23 protein-coding genes and 1 tRNA gene are annotated in these 24851 nt (G+C 69.6%); 9 read left to right on the forward strand and 15 right to left on the reverse strand.

Features of this window, described 5'->3' with window-relative positions; genetic code table 11:
- Nucleotides 1–44 precede the first annotated feature (44 nt).
- Both BLT36_RS05185 and BLT36_RS05190 read left to right on the forward strand, forming a co-directional pair.
- The gene (locus BLT36_RS05185; protein ID WP_092092514.1) at nt 45–830 is read left to right on the forward strand and encodes an Ig-like domain-containing protein; all 786 of its coding nucleotides are present in this window, start codon (nt 45–47) and stop codon (nt 828–830) included.
- Nucleotides 831–1126: 296 nt separating this feature from the next.
- A complete protein-coding gene (locus BLT36_RS05190) occupies nt 1127–2434 on the forward strand; it encodes a GntR family transcriptional regulator (RefSeq protein WP_092092515.1) in 1308 nt (435 codons plus the stop codon).
- A 24-nt stretch (nt 2435–2458) separates the two neighbouring features.
- Here BLT36_RS05190 and BLT36_RS05195 read toward each other — a convergent pair whose 3' ends face one another.
- The 7 genes from BLT36_RS05195 to BLT36_RS05220 all read right to left on the reverse strand — a co-directional run bounded on the left by BLT36_RS05195 (nt 2459) and on the right by BLT36_RS05220 (nt 9542).
- Nucleotides 2459–3499, reverse strand: coding sequence for a glycerate kinase (locus BLT36_RS05195; protein ID WP_092092516.1), 1041 nt, complete (start codon nt 3497–3499; stop codon nt 2459–2461).
- A gap of 29 nt (nt 3500–3528) precedes the next feature.
- Nucleotides 3529–4635, reverse strand: coding sequence for an FAD-dependent oxidoreductase (locus BLT36_RS05200; RefSeq protein ID WP_092092517.1), 1107 nt, complete (start codon nt 4633–4635; stop codon nt 3529–3531).
- Between the two features lie 14 nt (nt 4636–4649).
- Nucleotides 4650–5582, reverse strand: coding sequence for a class A beta-lactamase (gene bla, locus BLT36_RS05205; RefSeq protein ID WP_175529497.1), 933 nt, complete (start codon nt 5580–5582; stop codon nt 4650–4652).
- A gap of 265 nt (nt 5583–5847) precedes the next feature.
- Nucleotides 5848–6021, reverse strand: coding sequence for a hypothetical protein (locus BLT36_RS18625; protein ID WP_175529498.1), 174 nt, complete (start codon nt 6019–6021; stop codon nt 5848–5850).
- Nucleotides 6022–6073: 52 nt separating this feature from the next.
- Nucleotides 6074–7033: an alpha/beta hydrolase gene (locus tag BLT36_RS05210; protein ID WP_092092519.1), complete on the reverse strand. Its 960-nt coding sequence runs from the start codon at nt 7031–7033 to the stop codon at nt 6074–6076.
- Between the two features lie 32 nt (nt 7034–7065).
- A complete protein-coding gene (locus BLT36_RS05215; RefSeq protein ID WP_092092521.1) occupies nt 7066–8208 on the reverse strand; it encodes a serine hydrolase domain-containing protein in 1143 nt (380 codons plus the stop codon).
- Nucleotides 8209–8240: 32 nt separating this feature from the next.
- Nucleotides 8241–9542, reverse strand: coding sequence for an MFS transporter (locus BLT36_RS05220; RefSeq protein WP_092092523.1), 1302 nt, complete (start codon nt 9540–9542; stop codon nt 8241–8243).
- Between the two features lie 184 nt (nt 9543–9726).
- On the opposite strand from BLT36_RS05220, the gene BLT36_RS05225 reads away from it, so the two are divergent.
- Complete coding sequence (locus BLT36_RS05225) at nt 9727–10338, forward strand: TetR/AcrR family transcriptional regulator (RefSeq protein WP_092092525.1); 612 nt, start codon at nt 9727–9729, stop codon at nt 10336–10338.
- Between the two features lie 35 nt (nt 10339–10373).
- On the opposite strand, the gene BLT36_RS05230 is transcribed toward BLT36_RS05225, so the two are convergent.
- Complete coding sequence (locus BLT36_RS05230; RefSeq protein WP_092092527.1) at nt 10374–10910, reverse strand: TetR/AcrR family transcriptional regulator; 537 nt, start codon at nt 10908–10910, stop codon at nt 10374–10376.
- A 139-nt stretch (nt 10911–11049) separates the two neighbouring features.
- On the opposite strand from BLT36_RS05230, the gene BLT36_RS05235 reads away from it, so the two are divergent.
- The gene (locus BLT36_RS05235; protein ID WP_175529499.1) at nt 11050–12480 is read left to right on the forward strand and encodes an alpha/beta hydrolase; all 1431 of its coding nucleotides are present in this window, start codon (nt 11050–11052) and stop codon (nt 12478–12480) included.
- A 550-nt stretch (nt 12481–13030) separates the two neighbouring features.
- Here BLT36_RS05235 and BLT36_RS05240 read toward each other — a convergent pair.
- Nucleotides 13031–13104, reverse strand: a tRNA-Gly gene (locus BLT36_RS05240).
- A gap of 242 nt (nt 13105–13346) precedes the next feature.
- Between BLT36_RS05240 and BLT36_RS05245 the strand changes: the two genes are divergently transcribed.
- Nucleotides 13347–14447, forward strand: a complete 1101-nt coding sequence (locus BLT36_RS05245) for a DUF6177 family protein (RefSeq protein ID WP_092092531.1) — start codon at nt 13347–13349, stop codon at nt 14445–14447.
- A gap of 1 nt (nt 14448) precedes the next feature.
- Nucleotides 14449–14784 (forward strand): hypothetical protein, encoded by a 336-nt coding sequence (locus BLT36_RS05250; RefSeq protein WP_175529500.1) that lies wholly within the window; start codon nt 14449–14451, stop codon nt 14782–14784.
- A 75-nt stretch (nt 14785–14859) separates the two neighbouring features.
- On the opposite strand, the gene BLT36_RS05255 is transcribed toward BLT36_RS05250, so the two are convergent.
- The 3 genes from BLT36_RS05255 to BLT36_RS05265 form a co-directional block, all read right to left on the reverse strand.
- Nucleotides 14860–16905, reverse strand: coding sequence for a bifunctional copper resistance protein CopD/cytochrome c oxidase assembly protein (locus BLT36_RS05255; protein ID WP_092092535.1), 2046 nt, complete (start codon nt 16903–16905; stop codon nt 14860–14862).
- 68 nt (nt 16906–16973) lie between these two features.
- Nucleotides 16974–17669 (reverse strand): DUF6882 domain-containing protein, encoded by a 696-nt coding sequence (locus BLT36_RS05260; RefSeq protein ID WP_139166376.1) that lies wholly within the window; start codon nt 17667–17669, stop codon nt 16974–16976.
- Between the two features lie 10 nt (nt 17670–17679).
- Nucleotides 17680–18780, reverse strand: a complete 1101-nt coding sequence (locus tag BLT36_RS05265) for a GNAT family N-acetyltransferase (RefSeq protein WP_092092539.1) — start codon at nt 18778–18780, stop codon at nt 17680–17682.
- A gap of 82 nt (nt 18781–18862) precedes the next feature.
- Between BLT36_RS05265 and dcd the strand changes: the two genes are divergently transcribed.
- The 3 genes from dcd (at nt 18863) to BLT36_RS05280 (ending at nt 20388) form a co-directional block, all read left to right on the forward strand.
- The gene (gene dcd / locus BLT36_RS05270) at nt 18863–19450 is read left to right on the forward strand and encodes a dCTP deaminase (RefSeq protein WP_092092541.1); all 588 of its coding nucleotides are present in this window, start codon (nt 18863–18865) and stop codon (nt 19448–19450) included.
- A gap of 90 nt (nt 19451–19540) precedes the next feature.
- Nucleotides 19541–20056, forward strand: a complete 516-nt coding sequence (locus BLT36_RS05275; RefSeq protein ID WP_092092543.1) for a helix-turn-helix domain-containing protein — start codon at nt 19541–19543, stop codon at nt 20054–20056.
- Nucleotides 20053–20388 carry a HepT-like ribonuclease domain-containing protein gene (locus tag BLT36_RS05280; RefSeq protein ID WP_092092545.1) on the forward strand — a complete coding sequence of 112 codons (336 nt, stop codon included), beginning with the start codon at nt 20053–20055 and terminating at the stop codon, nt 20386–20388. The genes BLT36_RS05275 and BLT36_RS05280 overlap by 4 nt, the downstream gene beginning before the upstream one ends.
- A gap of 178 nt (nt 20389–20566) precedes the next feature.
- On the opposite strand, the gene BLT36_RS05285 is transcribed toward BLT36_RS05280, so the two are convergent.
- From BLT36_RS05285 to mmsA, 3 genes are all read right to left on the reverse strand, one after another.
- Nucleotides 20567–21658 carry a substrate-binding domain-containing protein gene (locus BLT36_RS05285; protein WP_092092547.1) on the reverse strand — a complete coding sequence of 364 codons (1092 nt, stop codon included), beginning with the start codon at nt 21656–21658 and terminating at the stop codon, nt 20567–20569.
- An 85-nt stretch (nt 21659–21743) separates the two neighbouring features.
- Nucleotides 21744–23036 (reverse strand): multiple monosaccharide ABC transporter permease, encoded by a 1293-nt coding sequence (mmsB, locus tag BLT36_RS05290; protein WP_092092549.1) that lies wholly within the window; start codon nt 23034–23036, stop codon nt 21744–21746.
- On the reverse strand, nt 23033–24556 hold the full coding sequence (gene mmsA / locus BLT36_RS05295; RefSeq protein WP_175529571.1) for a multiple monosaccharide ABC transporter ATP-binding protein: 1524 nt from the start codon (nt 24554–24556) through the stop codon (nt 23033–23035). Before mmsA ends, mmsB begins: the two co-directional genes overlap by 4 nt.
- Nucleotides 24557–24851 lie beyond the last annotated feature (295 nt).

The following is a 24851-nucleotide window of genomic DNA, read 5'->3' on the forward strand; positions in this document are numbered from 1 at the left end:
TTCCCTCCTCCGTCCCTCCCCAGCACAGCAAAGGAAACTCCCCAATGAAACACGTCATCACGCTCCTGGCCGGAACCACGGTCGGCTGCGCCGCAGTGCTCGCGTTCGCCGTGCCCGCCTCCGCCGCCACCGCCGCGCCCATCGATGCCAAACCCGGGGTGGCCATCTCCATCAAACCGAGCTACACGGACGACGTCCAGGGCGCCACGAGGTTCACCGTCCCGTCCGGCATGACGATCGACCGCATCGTGTCGAGTGGCGGCGCCGACGCGACGGCCGGCTGCGGCGCGTTCACCGCGGACCGCACCGCGATCACCTGCGGAACATCGACGACCGTCCAGAACGCAACCGACTATCTCTTCGCGGTCGCGACGGCCTCGGACAAAGCGCAGTACGGAATCCGGAACGCCACCATCGCCGTGACGGACGGCGCGGGGGCAGTCACTGCGAGCACCGACTTCTCCATCCGATTCGTCCCCGCTCCCCCGGTCGTCACCGGTGTGGCCTATGACGCCGAGGGGACGGCCACGATCACCGGCACCGGTGTCCCCGGGAACACCGTCGACGTCCGGAACTACTCGACTCCGGTCACGACGGTCACGATCGGTGCGGACGGGACCTTCTCGGTCGAGCTCCCGGCGGGTATCCGCGGACTCGTCGTCCTGAACCAGGGCGACGGAACCGGGTACAGCTCCTCGGCGTCGAGCGTCATGGTCACCCCGCCCGTCCCGACTCCGATCATCGCTCCTGCGGTCGCCGGCGGCGCGGGTGTCCTCGCCGTCGCCCTCGCTGGGATCGCGTTGTACCGCCGCCGCGCCGCGGGGGCCTGACCGCCGTGCCGCTGCCGACGATCGACCCACGTGAGTTCCGCGACGAGGTCGAGGAACGACACGTCCGCGCAATGGTCAAGCGGAGCGTCACCGACGGCACGTTGCACGTCGGAGAGCGCCTCCCGCTCGACGACGTGGCCCGCTGGCTCGGCGCGGCGCCGGGACCGACCCGATGCGCACTGGAGCACCTAGCCAGAGACGGTTGCGTTCAGTTCGACGGAAAGACCGCTCGGGTTGCTGACCCTCGTGCGCAGTGACCGATGGAGTCCTGACATTCAGCAGATATCCTCGGGACCATGCCGATCCCGTCCGAGACCGTCGCCGTGAGCCGACCCATCCTCGCTGACGTCCTGTTCGACCGGCTGCTCGCAGCCATCGTGACCGGCGAGATGGAACCGGGCGAGAAGCTCAGCGACGTGTCCGTCGCCGCGTGGGCCGGGGTGTCCCGCACCCCGGTCCGCGAGGCGTTGGACCGCCTGGCCCGGATCCACCTCGTCGAGGTGTTCCCCCGGCGCGGGACACTGGTCGCGCCGGTGGACCGGCAGCGGTACGCCGACACCCTGGAGGCGCTGGGGCCCGTCGTCGAGGAAGCCGTGCGGCTGGTCGTGCGGCTCGGACCCGACCGCGATCGGCGTGCGCTCGCGACGGCCCTGCGGAGCGCGGACGACGCCCCCGCGCTGTTCGCGGAGCCCGGCCCGTTCGACCTCGCGACGACCCTCCTCCGGAACGACCGGCTCCGTCGCGCCTGGCTCGAGCTCCTGCCGCACGTCACCCGGACGTGGAACCTCGATCCGGACACCGTCCCGGCCGGCCTCTCGCCTGCCGCTGCCGAGGCGTTCACCACGGCGGTCCGGGCGGGGGACGGTGACGCTGCCGCCGAGGTCGTCCGAGCGTGGTTCGCGCCGCACGCCGTCGACCGGCCGGCCACCGAGTCCGTCGCGGTCGCACCGCCGGCCGTGCAGCTCCCGGAGCCCGCACTCCTCCGCAAGCACGCGTTCGACACGGTCTACGGGGCGATCCTCGACGGCACGCTCGTGCCGGGCGAAGAACTGAACGACGGAGCCCTGCACCGCTGGCTCGACATGTCCCGGCAGCCCGTCCGTCACGCGCTGGTCCGGTTGAGCGAGTACGGCCTCATCGAGATGGTGCCGAACCGGCAGCCGCGGGTGGCGCCGCTCGACCCGGGTCGCGCCAACCGGATGCTGCTCCTGTCGCTCACGTGGAACCTCTTCACCGTCGAGCGCACGGTCGGGTCGCTGTCCGCCGAGTCACTCGACGAGCTCACTGCCGCGACCGCGGAGTACGTCGCCACGGCGCACGGTGACGACCTCGCGGCGAAGGGGTTCGCGCTGCGGCGGATCTTCGAGGTGTTCACCCACGCCCTCGGCAACTCGGTGCTCGAGGAGCAGATGGCCGCACAGTCCTACGAGCTCTCGAACATGCTCCGCCCGGGCGGGTCCCTCATCGAACCGACCGGACTGGTCCGGCCGCTCGAGCACCTGCGGGACGCCGCCGTCGCCGGGGACGTGCACCGAGCGGTGACCGTGACCCGCGCGCTCCTCGAGGTCACGGTCGCGAACTTCGTCGACCGCTTCCGCCAGTAGCGTCCGACGGCGGGGTGCCCGCCGTCAGCCCGCCATCCGCGCGAGCCGGACCCCGGCGATCGTCGCGAACCGCAGCGGGTCGGCGAGTGCGTCGTCGGGCTCCCCGGTGGTCTGCGTCGCCAGCACGGTGAGCGATGCCGCAGCCGCGTAGTCGTCGAGCGGCGCCTCGATCGCCCCGGCGACGAGCATCGGCCGGGCGTCGGGCGCGACCGCCGCCGCCAGCGCCCGCACGACGGACGGCACCTTCCCCGCGGCGCTCTGGCCGTCGAAGCGGCCCTCGCCTGTGATCACCACGTCGGCACCGCGCAGGAGCCCCGGGAGCCCGAGCACCTCGGCGACGCCGTCCGCACCCCGGGCCAGCGTCGCGCCCCACACGAGCAGCCCGAACCCGACGCCGCCGGCGGCACCCGCGCCCGGGGTCGTGGGGTCGACGTGCGGGAACCGTGCGGCCCAGGCTGCGAGCCGCTCGTCGACCGTCGCGACCCGGTCCGGGGTGATGCCCTTCTGCGGTCCGAACACGGCGGCAGCACCGTCCGGTCCGAGGAGCGGTGACGTGACGTCCGTCAGGACGGTGACCCCGAGTGGCGGGAGCGCGCGGAGTCCGGAGCCGTCCGACTGCAGACCGAGCGCTTCGAGCACCGGCGCTCCGCCGTCCGTCGACGCACTCCCGCCGATGCCGAGGACCAGGCCGGTCGCGCCGGCGTCGAGTGCCGCGGCGATCGCCTCGCCGAACCCGCGCGAGGTCGCCGTCTCCGGCAGCAGCTCGTCGAGGAGGGGGAGCCCGCTCGTCGCCGCGAGCTCCACCACGGCGCGACCGTCCGGTAGTCGCAGCCAGGACGCCTGCACGGGCGTTCCCGCGGGTCCGGTGACCATGACGGGCACCCGGACGGCGCCGGGGACAGCGGTCTCGAACGCGTCGAGGGTCCCCTCGCCGCCGTCGGCCATCGGCACGAGCACGACGTCGTCAGTCGGGCGTTCGGTCAGCCAGCCGTCCCGGATCGCGCCGGCGACGGCAGCCGCCGTCGCGGTGCCCTTGAAGGAGTCCGGAGCCACGACGATTCGCACCCGACCACCGTAGCGGGACGGGCGGCGGCTCAGTCCGTCAGCGCGAACCTCGGGTGCGGTGTGCCGCCGGTGGCGAGGTCGGCGAGCATCTCCCCGAGGAGCGGTGCGAACTTGAACCCGTGGCCGGAGAACCCGGTCGCGACGGTCACCGGCCCGCGGCGGTCGAGCACGAAGTCCTCGTCGGGCGAGTTGTCGTAGAGGCAGCTGATGAAGGTCGGCTCGCTCGCGTCGACCCCCGGCACGAAGCGTCGCACGTACGCCTGCAGCCGTTCGGCCTCGGCGGGCACGGGGGCGAAGTCGCGCTGGTCCGGGTCGACGAGCGGCCCGGTGCCGTGGAAGCCGACCTTCACACCTTCGCCGGGGGTGAGCAGGCCGTACACGTCGTCGCCGTCGGCCCAGTGCACGAAGCTCGGCCACGCCTCGTCCGGCAGGTGGCTGGGGAAGTGGGCGGGCTGCTCCTGGGTGACGCGGATGGCCGGGAGGCGCGCCCCGCGTTCCGTGAGCAGGGCACCCACCAGCGTGGGGGCCCAGGAACCGACGGCTGCGACGAGACTCGTCGTGCGCTCCGAGGTGCCGTCCGAGAGCGCGACGTCGACCGTGTCGCCGTGGTCCGCGAGCCCGGTCACGCGGGTGCCGAACCGGAGTTCCGCGAGCCCGGTGCGCTCCGCCAGGGTGAGGAACACCTCGATCGCGCGCGCGGACAGGATGCGCCCCGCCGTCGCGTGCGCCAGCACCCGACCCTCGAACGCGATCCCGGGCCAGCGCGCCGCTGCCTGGTCCGTGGTGAGGGTCTCGTGCGGGATGCCGGCGTCCACGAGTGCCGTACGGATCGCGTCGACGACCTCCTGCCGACCGTGGTCGACGGCGCCGGTGCGGACGATGAGCTGCTCGTCGGCGGCGGTCTCCAGCGCTTCCCAGAGCCGCAGCGCCTCGGTGGTCAGGGCGACGTACTCGGCGTCGGCGTAGCCCTGCCGGAAGATCCGCGTCGCGCCGTGCGAGGAGCCCCGGTGGTGCCCGCGCTCGTGCTGCTCGACGAGGAGAACGCGCTCGCCGCGGGTGGCGAGGGCGTACGCGGTCGCGGCGCCGACCACACCGCCGCCGATGACGACGTGCCGGTCGGGTTCGGGGGAGGGCATGTCGCGATCGTAGTTCAGCGGTCGAACGCGCCGAGGACCACCGACGCCGTCTTCGCGACGAGGGCGTCGTCGTAGGCGGCCCCCGGGTCGTTCCGCGCGGTGAGGACCGAGAGCACGATCGGGTCGCCGTCCGGAGGGGTGACCCGGGCGACGTCGTTCCGGATGCCGCCCGCACCGCCGGACTTGTCGACGACGACCCAGCCGGCGGGGGCACCGGCACGGACGAGGGTGTCGCCCGTGGCGTTCCCGCTCATCCAGTCCACGAGCAGTGCGGTGTCGGCGGTGCCGAGCGTGGAGCCGTCCAGCACCTTCGTCAGGTCCGCCGTGAACGCGGCCGGCGTCGTGGTGTCCTCGGTGCTGCCCGGCTCGATCGTGTTGAGCGCCGGTTCGTCGTGCACGACCCGGGTCGTGTCGTCACCGAGGTCCGCGAGGGCGGCGTCGAGCGCGCTCGGCCCCCCGATCCGTTCGAGGACGAGGTTCAGCGCCGTGTTGTCGCTGTCGCGGACGGCAGCCTCGGCGAGCCGCGCGTACGTCAGCCCGTCGGCGAGGTGCTGCTCCGTCACGGGGGAGTGTCCGGCGGCGGTTGTGTCCGCCGCCGTCCAGTGTGCGACCTCGTCGCGGGCGGCGCCGTGCACGGACCGGAGGAACTCGGCCGCGGCGAAGACCTTCATTGTCGACGCGTACCCGAAGCGCCGGTCGCCGTTGTACGTGACGGACTCGCCGGTGCGGGTGTCCGTGGCGACGACCCCGATCGTGGCGTCGTACTGCTGCTCGAGGCGGGCGAGTGCCGCGGCGACACCGCTGGCGTCGACGCTCGGCGTGGGCGTCGGGGACGTCGTCGGGATCGCTGCCGTCGAGCTCGGCGCGGGGTCCGCCGGACCGGCGCTGCAGCCGGTGACCGACAGGACGGTGACAGCCGCCAGCACTGCGACGGAGGGGGCGACCAAGGGGCGTCGCTGTCGCTTCTCCATCCGAACCCCGCGGCTCGACTGCCGTAGTCGCCTGTTCACGATCAGCCTCCGTTCTCGGCCTCGATGGTCTCACCGCCAGTCCATCCCGTTCGACCCCACTCCGGGACCCCGAAGAGGATGACCGCGATGACGATCTGCTGGATCGGCCGGGCTCCCGACTCGGAGGGGGACAAACCGTAGAGAACGCCACCGGCGGCAGACACCACTCCGAGGACGATGCCCCGTCCTCGCCAAACACCGCTCACCGAAGCCAGGTCGAGCCGCTCTCGATGATGTCGGAGTCGACGAACTCGTGCCCGTCGGCGATCTGCTCGACCCCTACCGTGAGCCTTTTCCGCTCATGGGGAGTGAGCATGGAGTTGAACATGGGGTCGAGGAGCCGCATCATGTCCGCCACGGACAGCAAGGTGCTCACGCGGTCACGACAACGCTGCCCATCCGGTAGCCGATGGTCACCCGGGCGCGGTTCAGCTCACTGGTGAGTTTCGATCGTGGACCGTTCGGAGGGCTTGGAGTCCCTCTTCTCGCCAGGCTCTGGCGGAGGCCATGACTTTCGTGAAGGCGCTGGAACCGTGGATGTGCCCGAGTTGCAGGGAGAAGGTGGCGGGCACTCCGGCACTGGTGAGGCGTTCGGCGTAGCGCGCGCCGTCGTCGGCGATGGGGTCGTATTCCGCGGACATGATGTGCGCGGGCGGCAAGTCGCTGAGGTTCTCGGCGAGCAGCGGTGATGCGTAGGGATTCGTCGCATCCGCTTCTGACGTGAGGTACAGGCGTCGGCACAAGTGCAGGGTCTGCTCGGTGAGTCCGTAACCGGTGCCCTTCGAGCGGATGGATGGACTGCTGAAGGTGAAGTCGAGCGCGGGGACTTCCAGCAGCTGGAAGGCGATGGCGGGGCCGTTGTCGTCTCGGGTTTTCAAGCAGAGAGCGGCGGCGAGATTGGCGCCCGCCGATCCTCCGCCGACGGTGATCACGTCGGCGCGGGCGCCGAGCGCCTGAACGTTCTCGGCGACCCAGAGGAGCGCGGCGTAGCCGTCGTCGAGGGCGGCGGGGAAAGGGTGTTCGGGAGCTTTGCGGTACTCGACGGCGACGACGATGCAGTCGGCTCCGGCGGCGCGTTCCTGGCACAGGACGTCGATGAGGGCCGAGTGGATGGTGCCACCGATCCATCCGCCGCCGTGGAAGTAGAGGTGCACGGGGTGGGGGCCGTCGCTGTCGGGGTGGAAGACGTTGAGGGTGATGTCCCCGTCGTGGACGGGGATGGTCACGGTTCGCTTGCTGCGGACGGGTGGGGCCGGCTCGAGCAGCTGCTCGGTGAGGGCGGCGGCGCCTGCGTTCTCCTGTGCGCGGAAGAGGGCGATGTCCTCGATCTCGGCGGGGACGGTCGGCAGGGTCTCGAGCAGGGGAACGAGGAACGGGTCGAGCGGCATCGGGTCTTCTCCTTCGAAGAAAAGGTGAGGTGTCAAAGGCTGTCGCGCAGTGCGCGGCAGAGCGCTTCGGCGCGGTCGTCGGGGTAGCCGCCGGGGCGGATGGTGGCGTATCCGAAGGAGACACCGGATTCGGGGTGCGCGAATCCGAGCTGGCCGCCGGCTCCGTCGTGGCCGAAGCTGCCGGGGCCGGCCATGCGTCGGGGGATGGAGTCGAGCATGAATCCCGTGCCCCAGCGCAGACCCGCGTCGGGGCCGAAGAACGGTGCGCCGACCGATTGAGGGAGGCGGGCGTCTCGGGTGGTGGCGGGCTGGAGCAAGCGGATCCCGTCGACCTCGCCGATGGTCGCGGCGTAGAGGCGGGCGATGTCGTGGGCGGTGCCGACGATGTTCGCGGCGGGAATCTCGAAGCCGAGGAGGTCGGTTGTGTTCGCGGAGGCGAACAGGTTGAGGCCGTCGATGGCTCCGTTCATCCCCATCACGCGTGCCAGCATCTCCAGGTCCGGGCTGTTCCACGGCGGTGCGGCGGTGTCCGGGAGCGGCTGCTCCTGCAGCGCGAAGTTCGAGTCGGTGTCGAGGTCGGTACCGAAGGTGAGTCCGAGGCCGAGCGGGCCGGCTATGTGCTGGTGGAGCCAGTCCGCGGGGCGCAGTCCGGTGGCGCGGCGGAGGACCTCGCCAGCGAGCCAGCCGAAAGTGAGCGCATGGTACGAGTGCGCGGTCCCAGGTTCCCAGAGCGGGCTCTGCGAGGCGAGGGCTTCGGTGACGGGATGCCAAGCGCGCAGGTCCTCGACGGTGAGCGGCTCGTCGGGAGCGATGAGTCCGCCGCGATGCGCAAGGAGCTGACGGACGGTCAGTGCGCTCTTGCCGCGGTCGGCGAACGCCGGCCAGTAGGTGGCGACGGGCTCGTCGAGGGCGAGATGGCCGGCTTCGACGGCCATGAGCAGGCAGATGGTGGTGACACCCTTGCTGACCGAGAAGAGGATGCTGCGGGTGTGTGCCGTCCACGAGCCGTGGCGGAAGGCGCCGCCGTGGAGGTCGACGACGGGGACGCCGTGGAGGTAGACGGTGCATGCGGCCCCGGTGTCGCCGCGTTCGGTGAAGTTCTGCGTGAACGCGTCGGCGACGCGTTGGAATCCAGGCGCGACGTGTCCGTCGATGGTGGGGGCGAGAGAGCTCATGGCTGGTGTGGAGGCTTTCTGGGTGGAAGCGGTCACGATGCTGAGGACGCGGTGGTGGCGGTGATGTCGATGCCTTCGGTCTCGTGGTGGAACTCGTTGATGAGGCGTCCGCTGCGGACCCCCCACCAGCCGACGGCGATCCCGGCGGCGGCGAGGACGGAGAGCGCGATCAGGAAGCCGTTGATCGAGTTCGCGAGAAGGACCGGCACCGGGGCCAGGAGCAGTGCAGGCACCAGGCGGGCGATGGCGAAGATGACGCCTTGGCCGGTGGAGCGGAGCATGGTCGGGAACGCTTCGTTCACCCAGACGCGGAAGATGGGCTCTCCGCAGAAGACGGTGCCCATGCCGGATACGAGCACCGTGGTGACGAGTGTGGTCAGGTTCATCCCGAAGACGACCGGAACGAGGTACGCGGCGACGTACAGGATCCCGCCGAGGATGAAGAAGGTGAGGCGGAAGCGGGTGTCGACCGCCCGCATGAAGATGACCTGCACGATGATCGCGAGCGGCACGAGGAACAGCACGAACACCGAGAACTTGGACACGGGCGTGCCGGTGAAGTTCGCTCCGATGTAGGCCGCGTAGGAGCCGAACACCGTGATCGGGATGCTCACCAGGGTGAAGAACCCGACGAGGATGAGGAACGGGAAGCGCAGCGGAGGCGTGATCAGGTCTCGCAGCTTCGAGCGGTCCGCGCGCACGGTGTGCACACCCTGTGTCTGTTCCAGGCGGGCAGCGCGCCAGCTCGTGGACTCGGGGATCGTGAGCCGCAGCGCGAGCACGATGACCGCGACGCCGGCGATGAGGCCGAAGATGGCCTGCGCGGCGAAGATCCCGGTTCCGCCGGTGAGGGTGGCGACGAGGACGACTGCGCCGATGCCGACTCCGGCGAGGAGGTTGGACATCACGAGGATCTTGCCGCGGTTCTGATCGGTCGCCGCTTCAGAGATGGTCGCGAGGGAGACGGGAATGTCGGCCCCGATCGCCACACCGAGCACACCCAGACCGAGCAGCAGCAGCAGGAACGCGGTGGCGAAGATCGAGACCGATGCGCCGAGGGCGATGAAGATCATCGTGACCACGAACACCCGCCGTCGCCCGAACCGGTCGCCGAGGCGACCGCCGACCAGAGCGCCGACCGCCACCCCGAAGGTGAGCGCGCTGGTGAGCACCCCGATCTGGCCGGGGGTGAGCCCGATCGTCTGCTGGAAAATCACCAACGCGAAACCGACACCGTTCAGGGCTGCTCCATCCACGAAGGACGCCATGCCGGCCACGGTCCCCACCCACCAGGCGTTCACCGTGCGAGGGGGCGCCGGATTCGCTTCTGTCATGACCTTCTCCTTCGAAGACGTCGAGGCCCGGCCTCGTCGTGGGTGCCGGGGACCCGGCTGCGGCTGACAGTAGGTCAAACTTGTCCACCTTGGCAAGTATTCGCGGAGAAAACATTCGGATTGGCAAAAGTTCGTGCGAGGATGGGGTGTCGGGCGCGGGGGCCCGCAGATCGAAGGGGAGCCGATGGCGGTGGAGACGACGGAGCAGCATGCGTCGGCGAAGCGGCGTGGCCGGTACGCGAACGGTCAGCAGCGGAGAGACGAATTCATCGACCGCGCGTTCGAGATCTTCGCGACACACGGCTTCCAGCGCCTGTCGTTGCGGAAGATCGCGGAGGAGCTCGGGGTCAGCCACGCCGCCCTCAGCTACCACTTCCCCTCGAAGGAGGATCTCTTGCAGGCCGTCTTCGATCGCCAGGCGGAGCAGGATCGCCCCCTCCTGGAGCAGTCGCTCTCCGAGCGGGGGTTGCTGGCGGCACTCCCGGAGCTTGTCCGTCAGAACGAGGTGTTCCCGGGGCTGGTCCAACTCGACGCCACGATGCAGGCGGAGGCAATTCGCAAGGACCATCCGGGGCACGAGTTCACCCACCGCCGGATCGATCTGTTCAATGCCGACGTCCGTCGGGAGCTCGAGCGCGAGCAGGAAAAGGGTCGGCTGCGCGCAGACCTGGACCTCGACCTCACCGCGCGTCAACTCACCGCCATGGCGCGAGGGCTCCAGATGCAGTGGCTCTACGACCCCACGGTCGACGTCGCCGCGCACCTCGATGGATTCCTGGAATTCCTGCGCGCCTGAGAACACGATCGCTCCGAGGGCGGCGCGAACTGCGATCAGTCCGATGAACGGCTGCTTCGCCTGACCGCGTCGACAGCGCCCGAAAGGGCATCGTGAATGAGTGCCAGGGTCTCTTCGTCCTCGCGGTGTGATCCGAACAGCAGTTCGACGCGCACGACGATCCCCGCGACGATGCCCAGCGCGATCTGCACCCCCGGGTGATCCGGCGGGATGTCGAGGTCCTCCGCGATCGCGTCCGCCGCGATGGCGAGGAGGGGAGGGGAATCCTCCGGTCCGGACCCCTGCAGCACCGGATTCCGCTCGAGCATCGCAGCTCTCAGTCGCCACTCCTCCTCGGGAACGAAAGCCGGTTCTTCGCGGAGCCACTGAACGATCCGATCGACGACCGACTCACCCTCGTCGCGTGCGCGCAACGCGAGGATCAGGCGATCGGCCGCAGCGGACGAGGACGCCGTGGCGATGTGGAGTTTCGTCGGGAAGTACGCCGAGACGGAGCGGGTCGACACCTCCGCCTCCTCAGCGATCTGCGCCACCGTCGTCACGTCATAGCCCTGTTCGGCGAACAGCCGCATGCCAGCCAGGAGAACAGCTCGGTACCGGCGCTCCTTTGAGCGCTCTCGAAGCGAAGTCGCTGCCATACAGCAACCTTACCTCTTCTGCATGTCTGCGCTTCAGTGTATTGTTGCAGTCAACCGCAACTTTGGAGGACTCATGGTCGACCCGACCCCCACCCGAATCGAACGCCCACGATGGACTCGCTGGGCGCTGCTCGTCGTCGGTCTCTACGTGCTCCTCGTTGCCTGGGCCGAGCCGTTCTTCGTGCGCTACCCCGCGGCGGGATCTTTCCTGCTCGTCGGCCTGCTCGCCGCAGGTGTGGCCTGGCGCAGCCCGCGGGGCAGCAAGGCGGCATGGGTGACGATCCTCTCGGCGATCATCAGCGCCGGCGCCCAGCTCGCGTGGCTCGTGACCGCCTGGTACCCCGCGTGGGCGCTGGCCCTGGGGTTTGCACTGGTGGTTGCCTTCTCCTGCTTCGCCGGTTTCTGGAAGCTGAGCAGGACGCGTCGCCGCGCCCTCAGGCAGGAGCGTGTGATTCCGTCTGGCCGGCCGCCCCTTCTCAGCATCCTGCGGAGCGTCGCGAACGGCCTCCTCGTCGTCATCGCCGTGGCGACCTCTGCTGTCGTGCTCCTGGTCGCCGCGGTCCCCGCGGCAGTGGCAATACCGATCCAAGCCGCCGCCGGTCAGACACCGTCATTCCAGCCCCGAGGACCGGAGGGTGCTGTCAAAGTGACAGCGAACGGAGACCGGCTCACGAGCGACGTCCGATACGGGGACAAGTACCCCAACAGCTATCTCGACATCTACATCGCCGATGACGACGCATCGGTCACCCGGCCCACCTACGTCTACATCCACGGTGGAGGCTGGATCGGCGGGACCAAATCCGATGGCGATCCCAACGCACCCGGCGGCGGTTTCGCCGTCACCACCGACCCCGTCCTGGACGGTGGATTCAACTTCGTCAGCCTCGACTACGGCCTCGCCCCGACCGTCAAGTACCCCACGCAGGTGAGACAAGTCACGCAGGCAGTCTCCTTCCTCCAGCGGAATGCCAAGCAGTACGGCCTCGACATGTCCGACGTCGTCATCGCAGGAGGAAGCGCCGGCGGACAGCTCGCCGGCCAGTTCGCGAACATCCAGACCAACCCGACTTACGCGGCGCAGATCGGAGTGAAACCGGTCATCGGTGACGCTCTGCGAGCGGTCGTGCTCGACAGTCCTGCGCTCGAGCTGGAGAAGACAGGCGAGACGCAGTCGCCGCAAGCGGTGAAGGACCTCATCTTCGGACTGTCTGCACGCAGCTACGTCGGCACCTCCCCAGCCCTGAACAAGGAGGCGTCCGTCACGAACCACGTGACCGCAGACTTCCCGGCCACGTTCGTCGCGGACGGGAACACCGGCACGTTCCCGGATCAGGCCGAGGGCCTGCACAAGCGCCTCGACCAGCTCGGAGTGACGAACGCCGTCGACGTCCCGCCCGCGAGCTCGGCGATCCTGGGGCACGGGTACATGGCGATGCCGGGCCCATGGACCGACGCCTACAACGAGAAGAAGCTCGCGTTCTTGTCAGCGCTCGGTCTTTGACCACTCACCCCGCACCGTCGTGCACTCGAATGCGCCCATGTGGGATGCCCGGTCCGATGACCAGGGCGTCCCACATGGGGGTCGTCCCCCTGAACCGCGGGCTGATCAGCAGGCCACCATGTGTCCCACTGCCCGCGGCGAGACCGCTGCCGTCGTACGTAGGTCGTCCGGGCCGATCACCTGCAGACTCCGTTGGTCTGCCACTGCCGTTCGCTGGTCCCGTCCCAGGGGCTGCTGCAGCACGGAAAACGGGTGTCGTCCAGGGTGATTGACCTCGAGCTGTCAGACCGTCTGTCGTCGGGATCGAAAGCGACAGGATCTGCGACGCGACGACACGATCCGGTGTCGACCGGTGGACGCAATCGCAGCGCGCGCTCGAGCGGGGCGGCGGGATCCTCACCCCTCGAGAGGAGAATCCGTTGGCCGAGCACGGCGGCTGGCGAACCCGAGCCCCAGTGCCCACTGAGGTCGCTGGCCGATGCCTGCCGGAGTCTCAACGACCGCGGCGACAGAAGCAACAGACAGAGGGCGACGCACCGCGGCCTGAGATTGGAGCGAGTGACGGGAATCGAACCCGCGCTACCAGCTTGGGAAGCTGGAGTTCTACCATTGAACTACACTCGCGCATCCCGCTCAGCGGGACGACGCAAGCCTAGCGGATTCTCCGCTGGATGCCAGCCGAGCGCCGACCGTGCGCCTGCCGCAGGTGGCGCGCGGGAAGTGATCCGCGCCTCCAGGCCCCCACCCGCCGAGTCGTCCGTGGGAGCCGAGTACCCGCTGTGAGCCCGCCCGTCTGACGGACAGGTGTCGTGCCCGTGTGTACCGTCCAGGGGGATCGAGCGACCCCGAACCCGAGGAGGACCCGGATGGTCAGACATCCCCTCATCGACGACGTGGTCGGCCCCGCCATCGTGGTCGAGTCCTCCTCGCCGGTGGTGTGGCTGACCGAGCCGCTCGCCTCCCTGCTCCGTCGTGCTGCGGACTCCGAACGCACCGTCGTCCTCCGCACCGGACGCCAGTCGGCGCTCACCCCAGCGCTGCGGCACGCCCTCGGCGCCTACAACGCGGCGTGGGCCGTGGCCGACTACGACGGCACGCTGCGGGACGGTCGAACCGGGGTCGCGGCCTCCGGCATCGAGGACTTCGTGCACCGCGGGCCGGAACTCCTCGGCACGCCGTCCCCGGAACACCCCGTCTCCACCGACTCCGTCCGCCAGATCAGCATCGACCTGACCCTGCGGCACCACGCGGGGCGGGCGATCGACATCGGCTCCGCGATCGAGGCGCTGTGCGAGACCGTCGGCACCTGTCCCACCCGCTGGGGCACCGCTGAGCCACTCACCGTGCCGTGGGACCGCTGGGTCGTCACGCAGTACGCCAAGCACGAGGCGCCGGGCGTCTCGACCTCGTACGCCGTGGGCGAGGGCTTCTCGGCGACGATGACCGCGCACCTCGTCGACGGGGTCGTCGTCGAGACGATGTCGGCCGTGCTGACCATCCCCGAGGACGGTGCCGACCCGGCGCTCGCGTCCAGGCTCCTCGACGCCGTGCACCGCGTGGCCGACGACGTCGAACCGGTGTTCGGTGTGGTGATGCAGCGACGCGGCGATGCCGACCACCTCGTCCGCGCGGTGTCGCACGGTGAACCCTCGCCGCTGGCGGTCGTCGTCGGCCCCGAGGCGTCCGAGTTCCTCGACCGTGACGGTGTGTGGCCGCCCGAGCGCACCACCACGTCGGTGTTCGGCGGCGGCGGACTGGTCGTGCGGTTCGACGACGGCTGGGTGGCACTCGAGTCCTTCCTCGACCGCATCGACGAGGACCGCTTCCTGCAGCTGGTCGGGGGCGCCCCGCTCGACCCCGCCCACGACGAGGGAACGCTCGACGGCCACGTCGGCGGCGCCTCGCACCGTGGGGACCACGTCGGCGGTGGCGGTTCGCACGCGTTCGGCGGTCACGGTGCCCCGTGACGTGACCCTGCTCTGCCGCGAGCCCGTCGAGACCCGCGACGTCGCCGAGGCGCTGCTGCTCCACGACGAGGCCTGGGGTGTCCGCGCACTCGACGACGGCCCGATGATCCAGGTCTGCCGGGACGCCACGCACCCGGTGATCACCGTCCTCGGGGTCCGGCGCGTGGACTCGCTCGACGAGGTGGAGCGCATCCTGCCGGACGCCCCGACGCTGTCGACGCCGCTGTGGTGGGTGGACACCGTGACGCCCGCTGGGCCGGACGGCGAGTCCGGGATCTCCGCGGCGCTCGAGGCGGCGATGGACCTCGACGCCGTGTGCATCGTGCACGGCGACTGAGGACATCACGCGCCGGTCGCGTCAGTCGCGCCGGCCGCGCCGGTCGCGTCAGTCGCGCCGGCCGCGCCGGTCGCGTCAGTCGCGCCGGTTCATCGCGGCGAGCTGGTCGTTGTACGCCTTGAGGTCCGCGTCGCCGTCGCGCTCGGCCTTGCGGTCGAGGCGCTTCGCGTCACGGACGTCGGACCGCATCCAGTTCCGCACCACGAGCAGCGCGACGAACACCATCGGGAGCTCGGACGCACCCCAGGCGATCCCGCCGCCGGTGTGCTGGTCGTCGAGGAGCGCGGCGTCGTTGGTCTGCCCGAGCGCATGGAACCAGTCGAGCGCGAACACCGACTGCGACGTCATCACCGCGACGCCGAAGAACGCGTGGAACGCCAGGGTCGCGAGCAGGGCGATGATGAGGATCGGGTACTGGGGCCGCTTCGGACCCGGGTCGACCCCGACGAACACCCAGAAGAACAGGTAGCCGCTGAACACGAAGTGCACGACCATCGCGACGTGCCACTCGTGCGACTGCATCGCGTACTGGTACGCCGGCGTGAAGTAGAACACGACGAGGGACCCGGCGAAGATCACGCCCGCGACGGCCGGCTTCGCGAGGAACTGCATGTAGCGCGAGTGCGTGAAGAGCATCAGCCACTCGCGGGCACCGCGCGATCCGTCGTTCCGCACGGGCAGGGTGCGGAGGGCGAGGAGGACGGGGCCGCCCAGCACGAGCGGCAGCGGCACGAACATCATCAGCAGCATGTGCTGGAGCATGTGCGACGAGAAGTGGATCATGCCGTAGACCGCGGGACCCGCCGAGGTCGTCCAGATGAACAGCGCGCACCCGAGCAACCACGCGATCGTGCGGCCGACGGGCCACTTGTCGCCGCGCTGCCGGAGCTTGCGCACCGCGAGCAGGTACCAGCCGGCGCCGACGACGGCCAGCGCGAGCCACACCCAGTCGATGTGCCACTGGGTGAAGTAGGTCTGCACGGTCTGGGCCGGCGGGTAGGGGAACCCGATGAGCCCGGAGCGGGTGTCCTCGCCGGTCGCCGGGGTCTGCGGGATCGGCGGCTGCGAGCGGGACACGGCGACCGAGACGCCGATCGCGACCGCCATGAACACGATCTCGGCGAGGGCGAACCGCACGAAGAGCTTCCGGTCGAGCGGCGCGCGCAGCAGGCCCGGCACCAGACGGCGGCGCTGCACCACGCCGGCGAGCCCGAGCAGGACGAGGATCACGGCCTTGACCGTGATGAGCCACCCGTACGTCGTCGTGACGAGGTCGAGCGGCCCGGTGAGCCGGAGCGAGGCGTTCACGATGCCGGAGAACGCCACCGCGGCGAACGCCCACCCCGCGAGCGTCGAGTACCGCGAGACCACCCGGCCGGTGGCCCCCTTCATCCGGGTGCGGAGGAGCACGACGGCGACGAGTCCGCCGGCCCAGACGCAGACCGCGACGAGGTGCACCGCGAGCGAGTTCACCGCGTTCGCGTGCTCGAGCGACCCGGCCGCGTGACCGGAGAGCGCGAGGGGGAGGAGGGCGAAGAGGCCTGCCACGGTCGACACGGCGAGGGTCGTCACCCGGGTCGCGAACGCCGCGACGACCGTGCTGATGAGGATCGCCGCGGCGGAGACCACGAGCGCCTGGCCGATCTCGACCTGGAACGCGAAGAGCATGAAGTTGCGCGCGAACACCGGGCTGGTGAGCGGCACGCCGAGGGTGTTCGCCCCCGTGAAGACGATGCTGACGACCGCGGCGAGGAACCAGACCGCACCGGTGACGGCGGCCCAGCGCGCGGCCCGGTGCTGGACGCTCGACATCGCGCCGTGGTCCTTCTTCTGCGCCGGCAGCGCGAACGCCGCCACGACGAGCAGCCCGATCGTCAGGGCGGCCATCGTGTCGTGCACCACCCGTGCGACCGGCAGGCCGTACTCGACGAGGTCACCGGCGGAGACCAGCTGCTGGTTCGCGGTGAACGCGCCGGTGAGCGTCATGCCGAGGATCGAGCACGCGACGGCGAGCGGGATCGCGATGACGAGGACCGTCGCGACGGTGGACGTGCGCGCGGTGACGGGCGCGGAGTCCGGTGCCGTGCCTCCGGGCTGGGTTGCTGTGGGCGTGACGGTCATGACCGTCCAATGGTAGGTGTTCTGACTGGAGGCGCGGCGTGCGTCGCGCACGCCGGCTGCGGCCCGCCTCAGGGTCGCGGCGTCGACCCCTGCAGCTGCGCGATCCGGCCGGCCTCGTCGAAGCGCAGCGTCAGTGCCCCGTCGGGCAGCGTCATCGTGGTGCCGTCCCACGGGACACCGCGGAGGGATGCGTAGCTCCCGACCGCCCGCCGGTGGTCGGACACCTCGATCGACTGCAGCCCCTCGGTCAGCACACGGAGCACGCGCGGTGCGCTCGGCTGGTCGAACAGGATCCCGTCGAGGAGCATCCACACCCGGGTTCCCCCGCCGACGGCGCCGCTGTACCCGAACCACGACCCGGTCGCCAGTCGTGCGGCGATCGACAGCGCCCAGGACAGCTCGTAGCCGGCCCCGCGGTCGTCGTCCTCGTCGCCCGGCCAGAACGGGACCTCACCGGAGACGAGCTCCGGGACGTCGTACCGCTCGCCGAAGGCCCGGGTCGCGTTCGCGGCGCCGACGACCTGCGCCGGGAACTGCCCCGGGTTCGCCCATCCCCACAGCCAGCTGCGCGGCCCGGGCGCGGCCGAGCCGAGCAGCTGGACGGGCAGCGTCACCGTCTCCGGCCCCGTGAAACGGAACTCGCCGGCGCCCAGGTCGACGGCCCAGTCGTGCTCCGGGAACCGGTCGGCCAGCTGCAGCTGTGCCTCGTGCGCGAGGAACACCCCGTCGGTGATGAGCGTGTCCAACCCCCGTGACCGTGTCATGCGGTGGACCCTACCCCGCCGGGGTGGCGATCCGTCGCTCCCAGACGCCCTCGCTGCCGACGCCGACGAACCCGACCGCCTCGTTGACGTCGAGCATCGGTCGGTTCTCCTCGGCGTTGAACGTGATGATCGACGGGTGACCGCGGTGGTCCTGCTCGACGCGCTCGATCCCGACCACCTTGAGGAGCCACCCGAGCCGGTGCCCGCGGTGCTCGCGGAGGACGAGGGTGTCCCCCTGCATCACCGGCTGGTCGACGTTGTCCGGCACCGCCAGCTGCGTGAAACCTGCCAGGGTGGTGCTCTCGACGTGTTCGACGGCCACCGTGACCGCCGTCCGCGGAGACCGTTCGAGCAGCGCCTCGTGCTCGCGCAGCCGGTCTGCCGTCCACACGTCTTCGGGTTCCTCCATGTCGCCCTCCGGAGCGTCCGTGCTCATCCGTGTCTCGAGCAGGGCGATGCCGTCGAGCCACTGCTCGGGGGTGCGGCCGGTCCAGGTGTGCACCCGGTAGCCGGGCCCGGCGGCCGTCTCGGCGCGGGCGTGGAGTTCGCGGACCACGGACGGGTCGGCCGGGAGCGCGAGGCGGCTGATCCGGTTGACCTGACCGAACCGCCAGCCGCGAGCGGTCAGGAACCGGACGGCGGCCTCGTCCTCCGGCACCGCCCCGAACCCGGTCGGTGCCGGTCGGTACCCCGGGCCCGATGCCGGTCCGACCTGCCGGGACATCGCGGAGGTCTTCCACTGCGTGCGACCGTCGGCTCGGGCGAGCGCCTCGAGGTGATCGGCCAGCAGGGTCCCCACCCCGCGCCGGCGGTGGTCCGGAGCGACGCCGAGCCAGATCCAGCAGTTCGGCGTGCCGGGCGCCTGCTTCGTGTCGTACACCCCCGCTGCGACGACGGTGCCGTCCGACGAGTGGACGGCGACGAGCCGGCTCGGCGCCTCCGGGTCGAGGAGATAGGGGAGCTGTTCCTCGGGCGTCCAGAGGATCTCCGGCAGACCCGTCACGGACACCTCGGCGGCGTTCTGCACCGCTACCCACTCGCGGAAGGCGGCGACCCGGGCGGGGTCGTCGGTCATCGTGGCGGGGACGTCGAGTTCGGTGACGTGGTACACGGTCGGTCCCTCCGCCGTCCCGCACGGTGCAGGGCAGCCGAGCAGCTTATCGACGTGGACCCGCTGCCGCTAGGCTTCCACCGTGCTGCTCTCCGACCGCGACATCACCGCCCAGCTCGCCGAGGGCCGGATCGGCCTCGACCCGTACGACGCCTCGCTCGTCCAGCCCTCGAGCATCGACGTCCGGCTCGACAAGTTCTTCCGGCTGTTCGACAACCACAAGTACCCGCACATCGACCCCGCGGTCGACCAGCCCGACCTCACCCGTCTGGTGGAGACCGACCCGGACGAGGCGTTCGTGCTGCACCCGGGGGAGTTCGTCCTGGGCTCGACGTACGAGGTCGTGACGCTCCCCGACGACATCGCGGCGCGACTCGAGGGCAAGAGCTCGCTCGGGCGCCTCGGCCTGCTGACCCACTCGACGGCGGGCTTCATCGACCCGGGCTTCTCCGGGCACGTCACGCTCGAGCTCTCGAACGTCGCGACCCTGCCGATCAAGCTCTGGCCGGGCATGAAGATCGGGCAGCTCTGCTTCTTCCAGCTGTCGAGCCCCGCCGAGAAGCCCTACGGGTCGGCCGAGTACCAGTCGCGCTACCAGGGGCAGCGCGGCCCGACGGCCTCACGCTCGGCGCAGAACTTCCTGCGGACGGACGTCTCCGGGCGCTCCTGAGACGAGCGGCCGCCGCTCCGACGGGTCGCGGCCGGTTGTCGCCGGAGCGTGGGGACGCGCGAAATTCTGCATTCTGTGTATCGTTGCAGCATGACCGCAGTCCTCACCCGGCAGGCGACACCGGTGTCCGCCGCCGCGCTCATCCGCGACGCCCGGCTCCGCGCGGAGCTGACCCAGGTACAGCTCGCGGTCCGAGCCGGAGTCACCCAGAGCGTCATCAGCACGTACGAGAACGGCCGCCGCGAACCGTCGCTCGCCGCCTTGCAGCGGCTCCTGCTCGCCGCCGGGTTCACGACGACGATCGACCTCTGCCCGGTGGAGGACCCACCACCGCTCCGCGACCGGGTGTCGGCCGTCCGTCGGGAACTCACCGCGATCGTCGAGCGCTTCGGCGGCCGGAACCCCCGGCTGTTCGGCAGCGTGGCCCGCGGGGAGGACGGTCCGTCGAGCGACGTCGACCTGATGGTGGACCTCGATCCCGGGCTCGGCATCTTCGCGCTGATGCGGATCCAGGACGGCGCGGAGCAGCTCCTCGGCGTGCGCGTCGACGTCGTGGACGCGGCGGGCATGGGAAACGACGCGGTGCAGGACGCGGTGCCGCTGTGAGCCGGCAGGTCGGGGACCGCCTCGACGACGTCCTCACGGCGTGTGCGGTGATCCGCCGGTACGTCGACGACGGGTCGTTGCCGGAGGAGCTCGTGTACGACGCGGTCCGGATGCGTCTCGTCGAGATCGGTGAGGCGGTCCGGATGCTCCCGAGTTCGGTCACCTCGACCGAACCGGGCATCCCGTGGTCGCGGGTGTCGCTGCTGGGGGAGCGGCTCACCCGTCGGTACTTCGACACGACGCCGGCAGTGGTCTTCGGGACGGCCAGGGTGGACGTGCCGTCGCTGTGCGACGCGGTCCGCCGCTTGCGCGCCGCGCACTGCTCGTCGTGACCGCCGTCGGACTGGAGGCCCGTGGCGGCGCCGCCACGGGCCTCCAGTCCGACGCCCCGTGCGTGCACCGCACGTCGCCAGTCCGACGCCCCGTGCGTGCACCGCACGTCGCCCGCCCGACGCAGGACGGCCCCGCCTCGCCGAAGCGAGACGGGGCCGTCCGTGTGTGCTGAGGAGATCAGCCCTTCTTGGCGAGCGCCTCGAGGGTGTCGTTGCCCTTGTAGGCCTCGACCGCGTTCTCCTTGGTGACGAGGATCGGGGTCAGCTCGACCGCCGGGACCACCTTGGCACCGTTGTCGTTGTTCTTGTCCTTGGTCGTCTTCGGCGTCTTGCCGTCAGCGAGGTCGGACACCAGGTCGATGGCCGCCTGGGCCTCTTCCGTCGTGTTCTTGTAGATCGTCGAGTACTGCGTGCCGTTCATGATGAGCGGGATCGACGCGGTCTCGGAGTCCTGACCGGTGACGATGGGGTTCGGCTTGCCGGCCGCCTTCGTCGCGGTGAGGATCGCACGGGCGAGCGTGTCGTTCGGCGACAGGACGCCGTCGAGCTCGGTGCTCGTGTACGACTTCGTCAGGATGTCGGTCATGCGCGACTGGGCGTTCTGCGCGAGCCAGCCCTGCGTGGTGACCTTCGAGAACGAGGTCTGACCCGAGACGACCTTGATCGTGCCGTCGTCGATCTTCGGCTGGAGGACGTCCATCGCACCGTTGAAGAACACGGAGGCGTTGGCGTCGTCCGGCGAACCGGCGAAGAGCTCGACGTTGTACGGGCCGCTCGACTTCTTGGCCTTCATGCCGTCGAGGAGAGCCTGCGCCTGCAGCTGACCGACCTTGAAGTTGTTGAAGGCGACGTAGTAGTCGACGTTCTTGGTGTTCAGGATGTTGCGGTCCCAGGCGATGACCGTCGCGCCGGACTTCTTCGCCGCGGAGACCTGCGTGCCGAGCTGCGAGCCGTCGGCCGCACCGACGATGATCGCCTTCGCGCCCTTGGTCACCATCGACTGGATCTGACCCTGCTGGTCGGGGACCGGGTTGCCGGCGTTCGCGTACTGGATGTCGGCCTTGAAGCCGGCGTCCTCGATCGACTTCTTGAACGCGGCGCCCGCGAGCACCCAGTTCTGCGAGGTCTTCGCCGGGAGGGCGACACCGATGAGGTCGCCCTTCTTGATGCCCGAGTCGGAGCCCGAGTCGGTGCCGCGAGCCGAGCAGCCGCTGAGGGCGAGGCCCGCGACGAGTGCCAGGCCGATGCCGGCGATGAGCTTCTTGCGCATGAGATTGCTTTCTCTTCGTTGAGGAGGGATTGCTGTGGTGAGGGGTTCGTGCGGTCGGCCACCGGAGCGGCCGACCGCCACGTCTTTACTGGGTGTTGACCTTCTCCGGCTGGTCCTCGATGGACCGCGGCTGCTGCGAGGCCACGGTGTTCTGTTCCGTGTCCTTCCGCTGGAACTGCCGCATCATGCCGCCGATGAGCGAAGGACGACCCTGCGACTTGGAGTAGACGTCGAAGGCGACGGCCACGAGCAGGACCAGACCGCGGATGATCTGTACGCGGTTCGACTCGAGGCCGATCAGCGACAGACCGTTCGAGAGGAGCGCCATCACGAGACCACCGATGATGGAACCGGAGATGGTGCCGATGCCACCGGCGACCGCGGCGCCACCGACGAACACGGCGGCGATCGCGTCGAGCTCCCAGCCGGTGCCGTCAGCCGGGCCCGAAGCACCCGAGTAGCCGACGAACACCATGCCGGCGATCGCGGCGAGGACCGACATGTTCATCATGACGAAGAAGTTGACCTTGCGGGCGCTGACGCCGGACAGGATCGCGGCGTTCGCGTTGCCACCGACGGCGTAGACCTGGCGGCCGAAGATCGTGTTCTTGGTGATGAAGCCGTAGACGATGGTCAGGACGCCGAGGATGATCGCGACGATCGGGATCGACGTGCCGACCGGGCCGGCGGCGAACAGGTAGGTGGCGACGAGGGTCACCAGGACGAGGACGCCGGTGCGGACGATCGAGACCCAGAGCGGGAGGAGCTCGGCCTGCATCTTCTTGCGACGCTGGCGGCCACGGGCCTCCATGAAGATCAGCACGAGGCAGGTGACGATGCCGAGGATCAGCGTGCCGTTGGAGAACCCGAAGTCCGGACCGAAGTCGGGCAGGAAGCCCGCGCCGATCGTCGTGTAGTCGTCGGGGACGGGCACGGACGTCGAGTTGCCGATGATCTGGTTCGCACCGCGGAAGATCAGCTGACCGGCGAGCGTCACGATGAAGGCCGGGACCTTCACGAACGCGACCCAGAAGCCCTGCCACGCGCCGACCGCGGCACCCACGGCGAGGCCGAGGATGATGGCGAGCCAGGCCGGGAAGTTCCACTGCGACATGGACTGCGCCACGATGATGCCCGTGAACGCCGCGACCGAACCGACCGACAGGTCGATGTGGCCGGCGATGATCACCATCACCATCCCCAGCGCGAGGATGAGGATGTAGGAGTACTGCAGGAACACGTTGATGATGTTCGTGGGCTCGAGGATGAGCCCGTTCGTGGCGATCGAGAAGATGATCAGGATCGCGATCAACGCGATGATCATGCCGTACTGGCCGATGGAGTTGCCCTTGCCGAAGAGCAGTTTCAGGTTCTTCATGAGACGGGAGCGCCCTTCCGCGCGGAGGTCATGCTGCGCATGAGCGTTTCTGGATCGGCCTGGTCCGCGGGGACGTCAGCCGTGATCTGGCCCTCGAAGATCGTGTAGATCCGGTCGGAGAGGCCGAGGAGTTCGGGGAGCTCGGAGGAGATGAGGATGATGCCCTTCCCCTGTGCTGCGAGCTGCTGGATGATGCCGTAGATCTCGAACTTCGCGCCCACGTCGATGCCGCGGGTCGGTTCGTCGAGGATGAGGATGTCCGGGTCGGTGAACATCCACTTGGACAGGACGACCTTCTGCTGGTTCCCGCCGGAGAGCTTCCCGACGTTCTCCTCGACCGTCGGCACCTTGGTGCGGAGCAGCTTCCGGTACTTCTCGGCGACGTCGTACTCCTCCAGGGAGTCGACGACACCGGCCTTCGAGATCTTCTGCAGGTCGGCCGAGACCGTGGAGCGCTTGACCGTGTCGAGCAGGTTCAGCCCCAGGGCCTTGCGGTCCTCGGAGACGTAGCCCATGCCGTTCTCGATCGCCTGCTGGACGTTGGTGACCTTGATCTCGTGGCCGTCCTTGATGATCTGACCGCCGAGCCAGGTGCCGTACGAGCGTCCGAACAGGCTCATCGCCAGCTCGGTGCGGCCGGCGCCCATCAGGCCCGCGAAGCCGACGATCTCGCCGCGCTTCACGTGGAAGTTCGAGCCCTTGCAGACCAGGCGCGACGCGTCGAGCGGGTGCTGCACGGTCCAGTCGCGGACCTCGAAGAAGGTCTCGCCGATCTTCGGGGTGCGGTCCGGGAAGCGGGACTCGAGCGACCGGCCGACCATGCCGCGGATGATGCGGTCCTCGTTGACGCCGTCGCCCTTGACGTTCAGCGTCTCGATGGTCTTGCCGTCGCGGATGATCGTGATCTCGTCGGCGATCTGCTCGATCTCGTTCAGCTTGTGGCTGATGATGATGCTCGAGATGCCCTTGGCCTTCAGCCCGACGATGAGGTCGAGCAGGTGCTGCGAGTCGTTCTCGTTGAGCGCGGCGGTCGGCTCGTCGAGGATGAGGAGCTTGACGTCCTTGTGCAGGGCCTTGGCGATCTCGACGAGCTGCTGCTTGCCGACGCCGATGCTCTTGATCTGCGTGTCCGGGTCGTCGCTGAGGCCGACGCGGGCGAGCAGGTCCTGGGCGCGCAGCTGCGCGGCGGTCCAGTCGATGACGCCGAACTTGCCGGGCTCGTTGCCGAGGAACAGGTTCTCGGTGATCGAGAGCTCCGGGATGAGCGCGAGCTCCTGGTGGATGATGACGATGCCGGCCTGCTCGGACTGCTTGATGTCCTTGAAGCGGACCTCGTCGCCCTCGAAGACGATCTCGCCCTCGTAGGTGCCGTAGGGGTAGACGCCCGACAGGACCTTCATCAGGGTCGACTTGCCGGCGCCGTTCTCGCCGCAGATCGCGTGGATCTCGCCGGCTCGGACGCTGAGCGAGACGTCGGAGAGCGCCTTCACACCAGGGAACTCCTTGGTGATCGAACGCATCTCGAGGATCGTCTCGGGTGCGGTGATCGACCGGGTCTCGAGTCCGGTGTCGATCGGGGTTGACGCCACGGTGCATCTCCTTCTGCCGCTGCGATGCGGCAGTTTCTTCGGGTGGTTCTGCTGCGGCAACGAAAGGGCACAGGGAGTCTGTGTGGACCTCGTTGTCGTGTCCGGTGTCCTGCCGCGCTGTCGTTTCTGACGAGCTCGTGACGGTCATGTGACCGTTCACATCGGCGGAACGGAGGTAATACTACGCACGGGATCGGCGCGGCTGTCAATTCGGATTGGTCGCGTT

The sequence above is a fragment of the Curtobacterium sp. UNCCL20 genome (assembly GCF_900101675.1).
GTDB lineage: Bacteria > Actinomycetota > Actinomycetes > Actinomycetales > Microbacteriaceae > Curtobacterium.